General features: G+C 70.1%; 14 protein-coding genes. 11 read left to right on the forward strand and 3 right to left on the reverse strand.

Features of this window, described 5'->3' with window-relative positions; all coding sequences use genetic code 11:
• The first annotated feature begins 55 nt into the window (after positions 1–55).
• The 5 genes from nuoL (at position 56) to ACTOQ1_RS16410 (ending at position 6,808) form a co-directional block, all read left to right on the forward strand.
• Complete coding sequence (gene nuoL / locus ACTOQ1_RS16390) at positions 56–1,918, forward strand: NADH-quinone oxidoreductase subunit L (protein WP_440068144.1); 1,863 nt, start codon at positions 56–58, stop codon at positions 1,916–1,918.
• Positions 1,918–3,531: an NADH-quinone oxidoreductase subunit M gene (locus ACTOQ1_RS16395; protein WP_440067986.1), complete on the forward strand. Its 1,614-nt coding sequence runs from the start codon at positions 1,918–1,920 to the stop codon at positions 3,529–3,531. Before nuoL ends, ACTOQ1_RS16395 begins: the two co-directional genes overlap by 1 nt.
• Positions 3,528–5,081, forward strand: coding sequence for an NADH-quinone oxidoreductase subunit NuoN (nuoN, locus tag ACTOQ1_RS16400; protein ID WP_440067987.1), 1,554 nt, complete (start codon positions 3,528–3,530; stop codon positions 5,079–5,081). The genes ACTOQ1_RS16395 and nuoN overlap by 4 nt, the downstream gene beginning before the upstream one ends.
• 14 nt (positions 5,082–5,095) lie before the next feature.
• Positions 5,096–6,091, forward strand: coding sequence for a polyprenyl synthetase family protein (locus ACTOQ1_RS16405; protein ID WP_440067989.1), 996 nt, complete (start codon positions 5,096–5,098; stop codon positions 6,089–6,091).
• A gap of 315 nt (positions 6,092–6,406) precedes the next feature.
• Positions 6,407–6,808 carry a MarR family winged helix-turn-helix transcriptional regulator gene (locus ACTOQ1_RS16410; RefSeq protein ID WP_440067990.1) on the forward strand — a complete coding sequence of 134 codons (402 nt, stop codon included), beginning with the start codon at positions 6,407–6,409 and terminating at the stop codon, positions 6,806–6,808.
• 65 nt (positions 6,809–6,873) lie between these two features.
• On the opposite strand, the gene rarD is transcribed toward ACTOQ1_RS16410, so the two are convergent.
• Entirely contained in the window at positions 6,874–7,794 is a 921-nt protein-coding gene (gene rarD / locus ACTOQ1_RS16415; protein ID WP_440067992.1) for an EamA family transporter RarD, read from the reverse strand.
• 136 nt (positions 7,795–7,930) lie between these two features.
• Here rarD and msrA point away from each other — a divergent pair, with 136 nt between their 5' ends.
• Entirely contained in the window at positions 7,931–8,593 is a 663-nt protein-coding gene (gene msrA / locus ACTOQ1_RS16420) for a peptide-methionine (S)-S-oxide reductase MsrA (RefSeq protein ID WP_362690221.1), read from the forward strand.
• Here msrA and ACTOQ1_RS16425 read toward each other — a convergent pair.
• Complete coding sequence (locus tag ACTOQ1_RS16425; RefSeq protein ID WP_440067995.1) at positions 8,556–8,858, reverse strand: MmyB family transcriptional regulator; 303 nt, start codon at positions 8,856–8,858, stop codon at positions 8,556–8,558. The genes msrA and ACTOQ1_RS16425 overlap by 38 nt on opposite strands.
• A 103-nt stretch (positions 8,859–8,961) precedes the next feature.
• On the opposite strand from ACTOQ1_RS16425, the gene ACTOQ1_RS16430 reads away from it, so the two are divergent.
• From ACTOQ1_RS16430 to ACTOQ1_RS16445, 4 genes are all read left to right on the forward strand, one after another.
• A complete protein-coding gene (locus ACTOQ1_RS16430; protein ID WP_440067996.1) occupies positions 8,962–9,765 on the forward strand; it encodes a DUF2306 domain-containing protein in 804 nt (267 codons plus the stop codon).
• A 300-nt stretch (positions 9,766–10,065) separates the two neighbouring features.
• Entirely contained in the window at positions 10,066–10,737 is a 672-nt protein-coding gene (locus ACTOQ1_RS16435) for a hypothetical protein (protein ID WP_440067997.1), read from the forward strand.
• A gap of 382 nt (positions 10,738–11,119) precedes the next feature.
• Positions 11,120–11,881, forward strand: a complete 762-nt coding sequence (locus tag ACTOQ1_RS16440; RefSeq protein ID WP_440067998.1) for a GNAT family N-acetyltransferase — start codon at positions 11,120–11,122, stop codon at positions 11,879–11,881.
• A gap of 33 nt (positions 11,882–11,914) precedes the next feature.
• Positions 11,915–12,643 carry a hypothetical protein gene (locus ACTOQ1_RS16445; protein ID WP_440068000.1) on the forward strand — a complete coding sequence of 243 codons (729 nt, stop codon included), beginning with the start codon at positions 11,915–11,917 and terminating at the stop codon, positions 12,641–12,643.
• 14 nt (positions 12,644–12,657) lie between these two features.
• Here the strand turns inward: ACTOQ1_RS16445 and ACTOQ1_RS16450 are convergent, their stop codons facing one another.
• Positions 12,658–13,380: a MerR family transcriptional regulator gene (locus ACTOQ1_RS16450; RefSeq protein ID WP_440068002.1), complete on the reverse strand. Its 723-nt coding sequence runs from the start codon at positions 13,378–13,380 to the stop codon at positions 12,658–12,660.
• A gap of 54 nt (positions 13,381–13,434) precedes the next feature.
• Between ACTOQ1_RS16450 and ACTOQ1_RS16455 the strand changes: the two genes are divergently transcribed.
• A complete protein-coding gene (locus ACTOQ1_RS16455; protein WP_440068004.1) occupies positions 13,435–14,088 on the forward strand; it encodes a hypothetical protein in 654 nt (217 codons plus the stop codon).
• Positions 14,089–14,119: the final 31 nt, after the last annotated feature.

Here is a 14,119-nt window from a genome sequence, read left to right on the forward strand (position 1 = left end):
GGAACCCGCTGAGATCATCCAGCATTCCGGGGGAGTGATCGGGGCCTCCTGGCTCATGATCGCGCTCCCGCTGCTCGGCGCCGCGGTCCTGCTGCTGGCCGGGCGTCGCTCCGACCGCTGGGGTCACCTCCTCGGCGTCGCGATGTCCCTGGGCGCCTTCGTGGTGGCGGTCGCCGCCTTCGTCGAGATTCTCGGCCTGCCCGACGCCCAGCGCCGCCAGGGCGTCCCGCTCTACCAGTTCATCCCCGGCGTCGCCGACATGGGGCTGCTGATCGACCCGCTGTCGATCAGCTTCGCCCTGCTGATCACCGGTGTGGGATCGCTGATCCACATCTACTCGATCGGCTACATGTCGCACGACGTCGACCGGCGCCGGTTCTTCGCGTACCTGAACCTGTTCGTCGCGGCGATGCTCCTGCTGGTGCTGGCCGACAACTACGTCGCCCTGTTCATCGGCTGGGAGGGCGTGGGCCTGGCCTCGTACCTGCTCATCGGGTTCTGGCAGTTCAAGCCCTCGGCGGCGGCCGCGGCGAAGAAGGCCTTCATCGTCAACCGCGTCGGCGACTTCGGCCTGCTGATCGCGATCTTCACGATCTTCACGACGTTCGGCACGGTCGCCTTCGGCGAGCTGTCCGGCGGGACCGTGAGCGGGGCGATCTCCTCCGGCGGCGCCTCGCAGGGCACGATCACCGCGATCGGCCTGCTGCTGCTCCTGGGCGCCTGCGGCAAGTCGGCCCAGCTGCCGCTGCAGTCGTGGCTGCTGGACGCGATGGAGGGCCCGACCCCGGTCTCGGCCCTCATCCACGCGGCGACCATGGTCACCGCGGGCGTCTACCTGGTCGTCCGCTCGGGCGCGTTCTTCGAGGCCGCCCCGACCGCGCAGCTCGTCGTGACGATCGTCGGCGTGGCCACGCTGCTCGCCGGTGCGATCATCGGTTGTGCCAAGGACGACATCAAGAAGGGCCTCGCGGGCTCGACGATGTCGCAGATCGGCTACATGATGCTCGGCGCGGGCCTCGGCCCGGTCGGCTACGCCTTCGCCATCGCGCACCTCATCGGGCACGGCTTCTTCAAGGCCAACATGTTCCTCGGGGCGGGCTCGGTCATGCACGCCATGAACGACGAGGTCGACATGCGCAAGTACGGCGGGCTGTTCTCGGTGATGAAGGTCACCGCGGTCACCTTCATCGTCGGCTACCTCGCGATCATCGGCTTCCCGCTGCTGTCCGGTTACTTCACCAAGGACGGCATCATCGAGACGGCGATGCACCACAACCCGATCCTGGGCTGGCTCGCGGTCCTGGGCGCGGGCATCACCGGCTTCTACATGTCGCGGATGATCTTCATGACCTTCTTCGGCAAGAAGCGCTGGGCCGACGACGCGCACCCGCACGAGTCGCCCTCGGTGATGACCGTGCCGCTGATCCTGCTGGCGATCGGCTCGATCTTCCTGGGCGCCTTCATGGTCCTGGACAACCGGCTCATGAGATTCCTCGCCCCGGCGGTCGGCCTGCCCGAGGAGCTCCCCGGGTTCCACCCCTTCAGCGTCCCCGGCCTGGCCACGCTCGCGCTGGTCGCCGTCGGTGTCGTCCTCGCCTGGTTCCGCTACGGCTCCGCCGAGGTGCCCCGGGTCGCCCCGCGCGGCTCGTTCGTCACCACCTTCGCCCGCCGTGACCTGTACGGCGACGCGCTGAACGAGGCGCTGTTCATGCGCCCCGGCCAGTGGCTGGCCCGCATCGCGGTGTTCTTCGACAACCGCGGCATCGACGGCCTGGTCAACGGCCTGGCGGCGGGGATCGGCGGGACCTCCGGGCGGCTGCGTCGCATCCAGACCGGCTACGTGCGGTCCTACGCGTTGTCCATCCTCTTCGGTGCCGCCGTGGTCGTTGGCGCGCTGCTCTACGTAGGGAACATGTGATGCCCTGGCTCTCGACCCTGATGGCCGTGCCCGTTCTGGGCGCGGTGGGTGTCTCCCTTGTCAAGAGTGACAAGCTCGCCAAGCAGCTGGCCCTGGCGGTCTCGCTGGTCGTGCTGGCGCTGACCGGCGTCCTGGCGGCGCAGTTCGACCCGGCCTCCGGGACGCGCTTCCAGTTCGCCGAGGTCTACGAGTGGATCCCGCGCTTCGGCGTCCACTACGGCGTCGGCGTCGACGGCATCGCCCTGGTGCTGATCGCGCTGTCGGCGATCCTCGTGCCGATCGTGATCCTCGCCTCCTGGCACGACGCCGACGGCTCCGGGGCCGAGGCCCCGCCCAAGCGGTCGGTGAAGACCTACTTCGCGCTGCTGCTGGTGCTGGAAGCGATGATGATCGGCGTCTTCGCGGCGACCGACGTCTTCCTGTTCTACGTCTTCTTCGAAGCCATGCTCATCCCGATGTACTTCATGATCGGGTCGTACGGCGGGGCGCAGCGGTCCTACGCGGCCGTGAAGTTCCTGCTGTACTCGCTCTTCGGCGGCCTGCTCATGCTGGTCGCGGTGATCGCGCTCTACGTGGTCGCCGGGAAGAACACCTTCATGTTCCCCGAGCTGATCGCGGCCGTTCAGGACCCGACCACGCAGAAGTGGCTCTTCGCGGGCTTCTTCATCGCGTTCGCGGTCAAGGCGCCGCTGTGGCCGTTCCACACCTGGCTGCCCGACGCCGCCGCGCAGGCCCCGGCCGGCGCCGCGGTGCTGCTGGTGGGCGTGCTGGACAAGGTCGGCACGTACGGGATGCTCCGCTTCTGCCTGGAGCTGTTCCCCGAGGCGTCGAAGTTCTTCACCCCGCTGGTGATCGTGCTGGCGGTCGTGGGCATCGTCTACGGCGCGATCGTGGCCATCGGCCAGACCGACATGAAGCGCCTGATCGCCTACACCTCGATCTCGCACTTCGGCTTCATCGCGCTGGGCGTCTTCGCGATGACCGCGAACGCGGGCGCGGGCGCCACCCTCTACATGGTCAACCACGGCTTCTCGACCGGCGCGCTGTTCCTGATCGCCGGCTTCCTGATCTACCGCCGGGGTTCCAGCCGGATCGCCGACTACGGAGGCGTGCAGAAGGTCGCCCCGCTGCTGGCGGGCACCTTCCTGATCGCCGGCCTGTCCGGACTCTCCCTGCCGGGTCTGTCCACGTTCGTCAGCGAGTTCATGGTCCTGCTCGGCACCTACCAGCGCTACCCGGTCCCGGCGATCATCGCGACCAGCGGTGTCGTCCTGGCGGCCGTCTACATCCTGTGGATGTACCAGCGCATGATGACCGGCGCCCCGAAGGAGCCGGCGTACGCCGTGCCCGGTTCCCCCGAGGAGGCGGCGCACGTCCTGCCCGACTCCCCGAAGGAGCCCGGCTCCTCGAAGAAGCCGGCGCTGAGCCTGCCCGACCTCAACCTGCGTGAGATCTTCGTGGTGGCCCCGCTGGTCGCGGTGCTCCTCGTGCTGGGCTTCTATCCCAAGCCGGTGCTCGACGTGATCAACCCGGCGGTGGACAAGACGCTCAGCAGTATCAACATCGAACAGCCCAAACCCGCCGTGGCGGACCAGAAGGGGGCCGGGCAGTGAACGACGCCATCATCCAACCCCCGACGATCGAGTACGCGCTGCTGTCGCCGATGCTGCTCGTGTTCGGCGCGGCCATCATCGGCGTGCTGATCGAGGCATTCGCGCCCCGCTACCTGCGCAAGTCGATCCACATGCCGCTCACGCTGCTGGCCCTGGCCGGCGCGTTCCTGATGACCGTGCTCAACGCCGTCAACGGCCTGCCGGACGCCCCGGCGGCGATGGGCTCGGTCGCGGTGGACGGTCCCTCCCTGTTCATCTGGGGCATCATCCTCGTGCTGGCCCTGGTCAGCACGCTCCTGATCAACGACGAGGAGCAGTTCGTCGCGCAGGCGGCGGCGGTGCCGGGCAGCCCCGACGAGGAGGAGGCGATCCTCAGCGGGTACGCCCAGACCGAGGTCTACCCGCTGCTGCTGTTCTCGGTCGGCGGCATGCTGCTCTTCGCCTCCGCCAACGACCTGCTGATCATGTTCGTCGGCCTCGAGGTCATGTCCCTGCCGCTGTACCTGCTCTGCGGTCTGGCCCGCCGTCGCCGCCTGCTCTCGCAGGAGGCCTCGGTCAAGTACTTCCTGCTCGGCGCGTTCTCCTCGGCCTTCTTCCTGTACGGGATGGCCCTGATCTACGGCTACGCCGGGTCGGTGGACCTGCGGGCCATCAGCGCCTCGCTTAGCGCGGTCAGCGGCCAGGAGACCCTGCTGCTGATCGGCACCGCGATGCTCGGCATCGGCCTGCTCTTCAAGATCGGAGCCGCGCCGTTCCAGGCGTGGAAGCCTGACGTCTACCAGGGCGCGCCCACCGCGGTCACCGCCCTGATGGCCTCCACCGTGCTCGTCGCGGCCTTCGGAGCCGTCCTCAGGGTCTTTTGGGTGGCTCTGGGCGGCCTTGAATGGAACTGGAAGCCGGTCATGTGGGGCGTCGCGATCCTGACGATGATCGTCGGCGCGATCCTGGCCATCACCCAGACCGAGATCAAGCGGATGCTCGCCTACTCCTCGATCGCGCACGCGGGCTTCCTGCTCACCGGCATCGTCGCGGTCGGCGCCGCCGAGCAGAACGCCCAGGCCCTGTCGGCCATCCTGTTCTACCTGGCCGCGTACGGCTTCACCACGGTCGGCGCCTTCGCGGTCGTCACCATGGTGCGCGACGCGGGTGGCGAGGCCGGGCACCTGTCCCGGTGGGCCGGCCTGGGCAAGCGCGCCCCGGTCCTGGCGGGCATCTTCGCCTTCTTCCTGCTCGCCTTCGCCGGCATCCCGCTCACGAGCGGCTTCTTCGGCAAGTACGCCGTCTTCTCCGCGGCGGTCGCCGGGGACGCCCTGCCGCTCGTCGTCGTGGGTGTGGTCAGCTCGGCGATCGCGGCGTTCTTCTACGTCCGCGTCATCGTGCTGATGTTCTTCAGCGAGCCCGCCGCCGACGGGCCGTCCATCGCGGCACCCACGGTGGGCACCTCGGCTGTGGTCACCCTCGCGGCAGCGGCTACGGTAGTGCTCGGGGTCTTCCCGCAGCCGGTGCTCGATCTCGCGGATCAGGCTGCGTCCGCGCTGTTCATTCGCTAGAGGAGTAACGTTTCATGGCTGCGCCACCGGTTGTTGATCTTCCGTTCGTCGACGAGCGGCTGGCGCAGGACGTCGCGACCGGACTGGCAGAGGTCGAGAAGCTGCTGCGGTCCTCGGTGCAGAGCGAGGACGCCTTCGTCACGGAGGCGTCCAAGCACCTCATCGAGGCCGGCGGCAAGAGGTTCCGGGCCATGCTGGCCCTGCTCGCCGCCCAGTTCGGCTCGCCGCAGGCCGCGGGCGTGGTGCCCGGGGCCGTGGTGATCGAGCTGACCCACCTGGCGACGCTCTACCACGACGACGTGATGGACGAGGCCCCGGTCCGCCGGGGCTCCCCGTCGGCGAACGCCCGCTGGGACAACACCGTGGCCATCCTGACCGGCGACTACCTGTTCGCCCAGGCGTCGGAGATCCTCGCGGACCTCGGTGCCGACGTCATCAGGATCCAGGCCCAGACGTTCTCCCGCCTGGTGCGCGGCCAGATCCGCGAGACCATCGGCCCCCGCCCGGGCGACGACCCGGTGGCCCACTACATCGGGGTGCTGGCCGACAAGACCGGTTCGCTGATCGCCACCTCCGGCCGGTTCGGCGCCATGCTCAGCGGCGCCTCGCCCGAGGTGGTCGAGCGGCTGACCCGGGCCTGCGAGGCGATCGGGGTGGCGTGGCAGCTCGGCGACGACCTGCTGGACGTCGCCTCGGAGACGGTCGAGTCGGGCAAGACCCCAGGAACCGACCTGCGCGAGGGCATCCGGACCCTGCCGGTGCTCTACGTCCTCGCCTCGGACGCCCCCGAGAGCGCCCGTCTGCGCGAGCTGCTGGCCGGTCCGGTGGCGGAGGAGGACATCGAGGAGACCCTGGGTCTGCTCCGCGCCGACCCCGCGATGGGACGCGCCCGCGCCGAGCTGCTCGCCTGGGCCGACCGCGCCCGCCAGGATCTGATGAGCCTGCCCGACATCCCGGCCCGCGCCGCCTACCTGGCGCTGTGCGACTACGTGGTGGAGCGTTCCGGCTGACCACCGCCCGCCCTGTCTTCTCGGCGCCGCTTTCTTGGCGCCGTGTGGTCATGTCGTGGGTGGTCCGGCCGGCCGCCGCCCGCCAGGCGGTGTGCGGCCGCCTCGTGGAGTGGTCCGGCCGGGCCCCGTTAGCCTGGAGTCGTGCGACCACGTCGTGAGGCGTTCCGGCCGGCCACCGCAGGCATGATCACCCGGCTCACCCGCCCGGTCCGACCGGATTTTTCGTATGTCTTCCACCATGTTTGTTGCATGTAAAAGCAAATATTGTATGTGCATGTAGACTCCTGCCGATAGAACACTCCAGGAGGAATCACCATGTCGTGGGATCGTTTCGCCCTCTTGCACGCGCGCGTGGAGGCGGAGTTGACCAAGGCCCTCCAGCGCGGACACGGCCTCGGGCTGTCGGAGTACCGCGCGCTGGGGCGGCTCGCCACCGCCCCCGCCGGCTGCATGCGCATGCAGGAACTCGCCGAGGCCGTGGGGCTCAACCAGAGCTCGGTGACCCGCCTCGTCGCCCGCCTCGAGGAGGCCGGGATGACCCGGCGCGACCTCTGCTCGGACGACCGCCGCGGCGTCTACTCGGTGATCACCGACGAGGGACGGGCCCGGCTGGCCGCGGCCACGCCCACCTACGAGCGCTCCCTGGCCGCGGCCCTGGAGCAGGCCGGCGTCGACCCGGACCTCACCCCGCTGGTCCTCGCCGTCCGCGGCTCCTGACCGGCCCGGTCGCCTCGGCCCGGCCCTCCACGGCCCCTGGCGCCACCACGTGGCGCTATGGGGTCTTACGCGGGTTCTTGTACGGGAACGGAGTCGGGAGCCGTCCGGCGGGCCTGGGCGGCCGTCCGGAGGCTGTCCCAGGTGAAGACCGACAACGCCAGCCAGATGACGCCGAACCCCAGCCAGCGACTGGGCGGCATGACCTCCCCTATGACGAACACACCGCACAGGAACTGCAGTATCGGGGCGATGTACTGCAGCAGGCCGATCGTGGTGAGCGGTATCCGGATCGCGGAGGCGGTGAAGCAGAGCAGCGGGACGGCGGTGACCACACCCGCCCCGGCCAGCAGGAGCGCGTGGCCCGCCCCCGCGTTGCCGAACGTGCTCGTCCCCTGCTGCCCCAGGTAGACCAGGTAGCCCAGCGCGGGCAGCAGCAGCACCAGCGTCTCGACCGTCATGCTCTCCGCGGCGCCCACCCCGGCGATCTTCTTGACCAGCCCGTACGTGCCGAAGCTGGCGGCCAGCACCAGCGCGATCCACGGCGGACGCCCGTAGTCGACGGTCAGGATGACCACCGCCGCCGTGCCCAGCCCCACCGCGACCCACTGCCACCGTCGCAGCCGCTCCTTCAGCAGGAACACCCCGAAGAGCACGCTGACCAGCGGGTTGATGAAGTAACCGAGCGCGCTCTCGACCACGTGCCCGCTGTTGACGGCGTAGATGTAGAGGCCCCAGTTGACCGTGATGATCACCGCTGCCAGGACGAGGAGGCCGAGCTTGCGCGGGGTGCGCAGGAGCTCGCGGAACCAGGACCAGTGGCGCCGTACCGCCAGGATGGCGACGACGGCGACCAGGGACCACGCGATGCGGTGCGCCAGGATCTCCAGGGCGGCCGAGGGCTTCAGGAGCGGCCAGTACAGCGGGAACAGGCCCCACATGCTGTAGGCGGCGATGCCGTACAGGACTCCACGGCGCGTTTCAGGCATGACGCCTATCTTCGCTCCTTACTAGGTTTAATACAATTTAGTAGTGCTTTCCGCTCTGTTAAGCGTGACTTACGGGAACACGGGAAGGTCGCGCGCGGTTGCCTCCTGGTGAGAACGTGTCAGGAGGAGGTTCACAATGGGCTGGTTGTTCGGCAAGGACAAGACGACGATGGTGTCCCCGGAGAACGCGCTCCCGGGCCGCCCCACGCCGATCACGGCACCCGGCCGCCACGCGGTCCTCGACGCCCCGCTCGCTCCGCCGTACCCCGAGGGAAGCGAGATCGCCGACTTCGGCCTCGGCTGTTTCTGGGGCGCCGAGCGCATCTTCTGGCAGACCCCGGGAGTGATCACCACCTCGGTCGGCTACGCGGGTGGCTACACCCAGAACCCGACCTACGAGGAGGTCTGCACCGGCCAGACCGGTCACACCGAGCTCGTCCGCGTCGTCTTCGACCCTGCCAAGGTGTCGTACGAGGAGCTGCTGCGCGTCTTCTGGGAGGCCCACAACCCCACCCAGGGCATGCGCCAGGGCAACGACGTCGGCACGCAGTACCGCTCGGCGATCTACTTCCACTCGCCCGAGCAGGAGAAGTCGGCCCTCACCTCGCGTGACGCCTACCAGAAGGTGCTCACCGAGTCGGGCTACGACCCCATCACCACCGAGATCGCCCCGGCGGGGGACTACTTCTTCGCCGAGGAGTATCACCAGCAGTATCTTTTCAAGAACCCGGGCGGCTACTGCGGGATCGGGGGGACCGGGGTCAGCTGCCCGGTCGGCCTGACCTCCGGCGAGGCGTAAGCCTGCGGGTTCGGTTAGATCCTGGCCCTTGATCGCCCGGCGCATCCGGTAGCGATCTTGGGCCAGAGTCGTTTTCGGCGACGAGTGTCACTACAGGGTCCAGGCCGTGTGGCTGCAGCGGATAGGCGTCCCATTCGACGGCGATGTCGCCGACGCGCGGGTGCTGGAAGGTCTTGGCGCCGTGGACGCCTTCCCTGACGTCGTGCCGTGCCCACAGCCGGCGGAACCCGGTGCTGCCGATGCCCGGCGGGAATGACGACCTCACGGGACGTGGGCCGAAAGTACACCTCGGCGGTGGACGATCGGCCGGTTCAGGTCAGACCGTTCTCCCGATGAGCCGCCGGTGTCTCGGCCGTCACGATCGGGTCATGACCGATGAACGCTCGACGGGACACTTCCCGTCCCCCCGGTTGCCGCGAAGCGGCAGGTCGGCGGATGACCGGAAAGCGGCGGGGGTTCTCGCCGTCCGTGGCCACGAAATCGCCACGGTCTCCTCCGGCAGGCCGGGTTGGCTCCTGCCCGCCGCGCTGATCCTGCTCGGCGCCGTTCCAATGATCGCCGGAGCCGCCCGCCTGACCGAGCTGACGGCCGGCGCGGAGATCACGCCGGGAAACGCACGGTTCTTCGCGGCCCCCCTGCCCGTGGTGCTGCACATCCTCAGTGTCAGCGTGTACACCATCCTGGGGGCTTTCCAGTTCGCCCCCCGTTTCCGCCGCCGGAGGCCGGGCTGGCACCGCGCCGCCGGGCGGGTCCTGGTCCTCTGCGGCGTCGTCGCGGCGCTTTCCGGTCTGTGGATGACGCTGTTCTATCCCCGGCCTGCCGGCGACGGTGATCTCCTCGCCGCGTTCCGGCTCGTGTTCGGCTCGGCCATGCTCCTGTCCATCGTTCTCGCCTTCGCCGCGATCCGGCGGCGGGATGTCGCCCGGCACCGCGCCTGGATGATTCGCGGTTACGCGATCGGCCTGGGCGCGGGCACGCAGGCGCTGACCCACCTGCCCTGGTTCCTGATCTTCGGGACGCCCGGAGAGTTCCCCAGGGCACTGCTCGTGGCCGCCGGCTGGGTGATCAACCTCGCCGTGGCCGAATGGGCCATCCGCAGGCGGCCGATCGGTCGGAGTCGCACCTCCGCGGGCCGTACCTCCACGGTGGGTGCGGGGCGCATGAAGTCGTAGCGGATGACGCACGAGAAGCCGGCGGGTGGTGGGACTCCTCGTCCTGAACGCGGCCGTCGGGCCTCTCGCCTCGCTGCACAGTGAGCGGGGCATGTGCCGCAGGGTGACGTGGCGCGCGGTGCTGACCGGGTGCGGGCCGGGGGAGGCGTTCTCGTTGGAGCCCTCCGCCGACGCGGGTGTGGCCGTTGGTGCCGGTATCGAGTGTGCGACCCCCTGGGTTTCCGGGAAACCAAGGTCATTGTCCTTCGTTGGAACGTGACATATGTTCCGGATAGATACCGCCGATACAAGGGAGAAGCCGTGCCCGAACTCGTGGCTCCCCAGCTTGTCGTCAACAGTCGGATGATCTACTTCGGCTGGGTGCCGGCCGATCCGGAAGCCGTCGCGGCCCTGGTGCCCGACGGTCTGAAGCCCATGGCCAACCGTCAGGTCTTCATGAACCAGTACGTCGTCGACCGGCCCGAGCAGACTTCGGGCTTCGGCGCGTACTCGCTCACCTACATCGGGCCGGACCTGGAGGACGCCTACGCTCCCGACGGTGTGACCCCCGGCCGCTGGTGGACGCACTACTTCAACTCCAGCGCGGTGGTGCGCGAGTACGCGGCCGCCCGAGGTGTGCCCGCGACCGCGGGCCGTACCACGATCGAGGTCGGGGACGGGAAGCTGGTCGCGACGACCGAGTCGGACGGCGTGCCGGTGATCCGCGCGACCGCGCGGGTCGGCGACACCGGTACGGCGGTCAACCGTGGCCAGTTGCGCTACATCACGGAGGCCGGCGGGCAGAGGCTCAGCGGGATCTATCCGTTCGTGGCGGAACCGGTCGACCCGTTCGAGGTCGTGTCACTGGAGTTCCTGGAGCCGAGCCACTCCGTCTACGCTCTCCGCCCCGCCGAGCCGCTGCAGGTCGTGTGGGGCTTCTACTCGCCCCGGTCGTCCTTCACCTATCCCGGCGGGGAGTCGGTGATGGCCTGACGCCCGTCACCGGGGGAGCGGCGGAGGTCGCTGAAGCCGGGTAGGCCGGCGGCGTGGGGGGTGGCCGAGATCGACCTCGATCTCCTGATGCGGCGCTTGCCGGGCGGGAGGGCGCCGGCCCGCGCGGCGGCCTCTCGCCCGGTGACGAGCACGATCGGCGTGATCGGCCGCCGTGGCCCGAACCTCACTTCAGGACGTCCGAGAAGCTCGGGTCGATGAGGCGCTTGACGTCGACCTTGCCGGGAATGAGCGCGAGGTCGCCGAGCCCGTCCTTGACCGGATGCGCCTGCAGGCCGCTTGAGCAGCGGCCGGTACCGTTCTTCTACCGAGCGACGAGTCCCGCGGCTCGCCGCTGACCATGGAGAACACGAGGGAGACAGCCATGGACACCACCGCCGATCGGATGGCGGCGGCGTACTTCGACGCCATCGAGTTCCTCTGCGAGGTGACGCCGAGGGGCTGGTACGCCGAGCGGGGCACCGCCCGCGCGGCGGTGACCCACGCGGGCGTCGCGACGTTGAACGCGGCCTACGACACGGCACCGGAACCGGATCGCGAGTCGCTCGACGAGATGGCGGCCGAGGTCGGCAGGCAGGGCGCGCCATGGTCGATCATGGTTCGGGGCGAGGCGGGCGACGAGATCGCCGGCCTCGCGGCCGGGCACGGGCTGGTCGAACGCAGTGATCTGTGGCTGCTGGCCTGCGCCGCGGGCGACATGGTGTTCCGGACCGGCGCGGCGGAGCGAAAGCCGGTACGCCAGGTCGGCGCGGCCGAGAGCGATCTCTACACCGACGCTCTCACCCAGGGCTTCGAAGCTCCCGAGGGCGTCTTCGGCTCGTTGATGGGCGGTGGCGTGCTCGACGCCGACCCCATCACCGGCTATCTGGCCGAGGAGTCGGGACGGCCCACCGGCACCGGGCTCGGGATCCGGAGCCCCGGTGTGGTCGGCGTGTTCAACATCGCCGTCGTTCCGGCCGCACGGAGCCGCGGCCTGGGCCGGGCGATCACCGAGACCGTGCTGCTGGACGGCGTCGCGGCCGGAGCGGACGCGGCCTACCTGCACACCAGTGCGATGGGCAGGCCGCTCTACGAGTCGATGGGTTTCCGCCCCGTGGAGAAGTGGACCGTGTTCGAAGCACGGTGACGGACGAGACAGCCCGATCGGGGAAGAGGATTCATGAACTTCAGTGAGAACGTGCGCGCGGCCTTCCGGCGCGGTGAGAGCGACGCCGTGGTGCGCATGAGCGAGGCCGAGATCGAGCGGGCCCAGGCGGCCGGTGACGCGGCGGGCGAGGTGGAGGCCCGGTACAGCCTGGCCCGGGTCGCCATCCGCGGCGGTGACCTGCCGGGCGGAGAGGCCCGGGCCCGGGAGGCGCTCGCGGTCGCGCTGCGCTCGGGTGACCGCGGCCTTGAGGAACGGCCGAGGCACGTGCTGGCCGCCGTGGCGCGCATGTCCGGAGACCTGCTCCGGGCTCGGGATCTGTACCGGGAGAGCATCGCCCTCAACGAGGCGCTCGGCCGGCCTGAGACGGTCAACTCCGAATATCACAACCTCGCGTTCTGCGAGCTGGGCCTGGGCAATCTCGACGCGGCGAGGAAGCTGTTCGCCGAGGGCCGTGAGCGGGTGTTCCGCAACGGCTGGGCCGACTTCGTGCCGTACGTCTGCGTGGCGGGCGCCGCGTACGCCTCGGCCGAGGGTGATCACGCGCGGGCGGCGCGGCTGGCCGGAGTCGCGGACAGCGCGTTCGCGTCGCTCGGCCAGGTACCGGATCCTGACGACGCGGCCGACCTCGCCAAGGTACGCGCCGCCGCCGTCGAGGCGCTCGGCCCGGACGCCTTCGACGAGGAGTACGCGCGAGGCCGGCTCCTCGATCCGCGTGCGGCCTTCGCCGACGATCGACGCTGACGCGACGGTCCCCGTCAACCGGCGGGGTCGCGCGGGCGCGGGCGTACGGAGATCTCCAGGACGGTGACCCGCGCACCGTCGTCGTCCGTGAGGTGCTCTTCCACGTTGGGACCGGCGATGTCCAGGCGGTGACGGTCCAGCCAGCCGAACAGGTCCTGTCCGGCCTGGATCACACCGGCGGGCGGGACGACGGCGCGGACGACGGCACGGGCGGGCAGGACGAGCCGCTCCCCGCCCCGGTCCGTGGTCACCGCCGCGGCGAATCCGCCGGTCGGGGGCCGGAGCAGCCAGGTCAGCAGGGTCACGGGCGGTGCCGGGCAGACGGTGGCCAGCTCGGCCGGGTGATCGAGGCGCAGGTGGCGTACGCGCAGGTGGCGCGGGCCCACCGTGGCCTGTTGCGGCAGGATCGACATCGGCGTCGCGAGATGGTCCTCCGCGTGAGCCGCGGTCGTGGCCAGGGCGGTGATGTCACGCCGGATGCCCGCCAGGACCTCGGCCACGGCCTGCCGCACCTGTGCCTCGGGCGCGTCCAGCAGGTCGGGGATCTGACGCAGCGACAGGCCGAGACGTCGTAGCGCGCGGATGTGTTCGAGCCGGGACAGCTCGGCCACGCCGTACCGCCGGTAGCCGGTGGCGCGGTCTGTCGCGGCGGGCATGAGCAGCCCGATGCGGTGGTAGTGGCGCAGGGTGCGTTCCGAGACGCCGGTCATGCGCGCCAGTTGTCCGATCCGCCACATCTCGACCTCTCGTGTTGACCTTGTCCCTGCGTCAGGGTTCTAGCGTCACCGTCCATGACCGACTCGACCCCTGGAAACCGGCTCACCGGTGTACTGCTGCTGTGCTCGCTCATCGCCATGGTCGCCGGTGCGGCCGTCGTGGTGCCATCGGGGCTTACCCTGAATCCGTCCGATCCCGCCGCCGCGCTGGCCGCGGTGGGCGAGCACGTCGGGCCGCACCTGGCCGAGCTCGCCCTCGACGTGCTGGGCTGGCTGGCGCTGACCGCCGCGGGGCTGGTGATGGCCGCCGGCTCGTCCGAGGCGCCCGGACCGCATCTGGTGGTGCTCGCCGGCGGGCTGCTGGCGGCCGCCGGGCTGGCGGGCATGCTTCACGACGCCGGCAATCTCGCCGTGACCCGGCTGACCGCCGTTCCCGAGGCCGCCGCTGTGGCCGCGGCGGTACTTCTCACCGCCAAGTGGATGGTCAACCTGGCCGGGCTGTTGTGGGTCGCGGCCACCGTCGCCACCGCGATCGGTGTCCCGATGCCCGCGGGGCTTCGCCGGGCCGGTGTGCTCGTCGCGCTCCCGGGGCTGGTCGCGGTCGCGCTTCCGTGGACGGCCGGCGTGCAGGGACCGTCGGTCGCGATGGAGCAGCTCGGGTACGCCCTTCACCTGCCGATCATGCTGTGGTTCGGCGTGCTGGGCGGGCGATGCCTGCGTGCCGGGTGACCAGGTGACGCGGCTCGGGCGCAGGCTCCGG

The sequence above is a fragment of the Streptosporangium sp. OZ121 genome, from assembly GCF_051918885.1.
In the GTDB taxonomy this organism is placed as follows: Bacteria; Actinomycetota; Actinomycetes; order Streptosporangiales; family Streptosporangiaceae; genus Streptosporangium.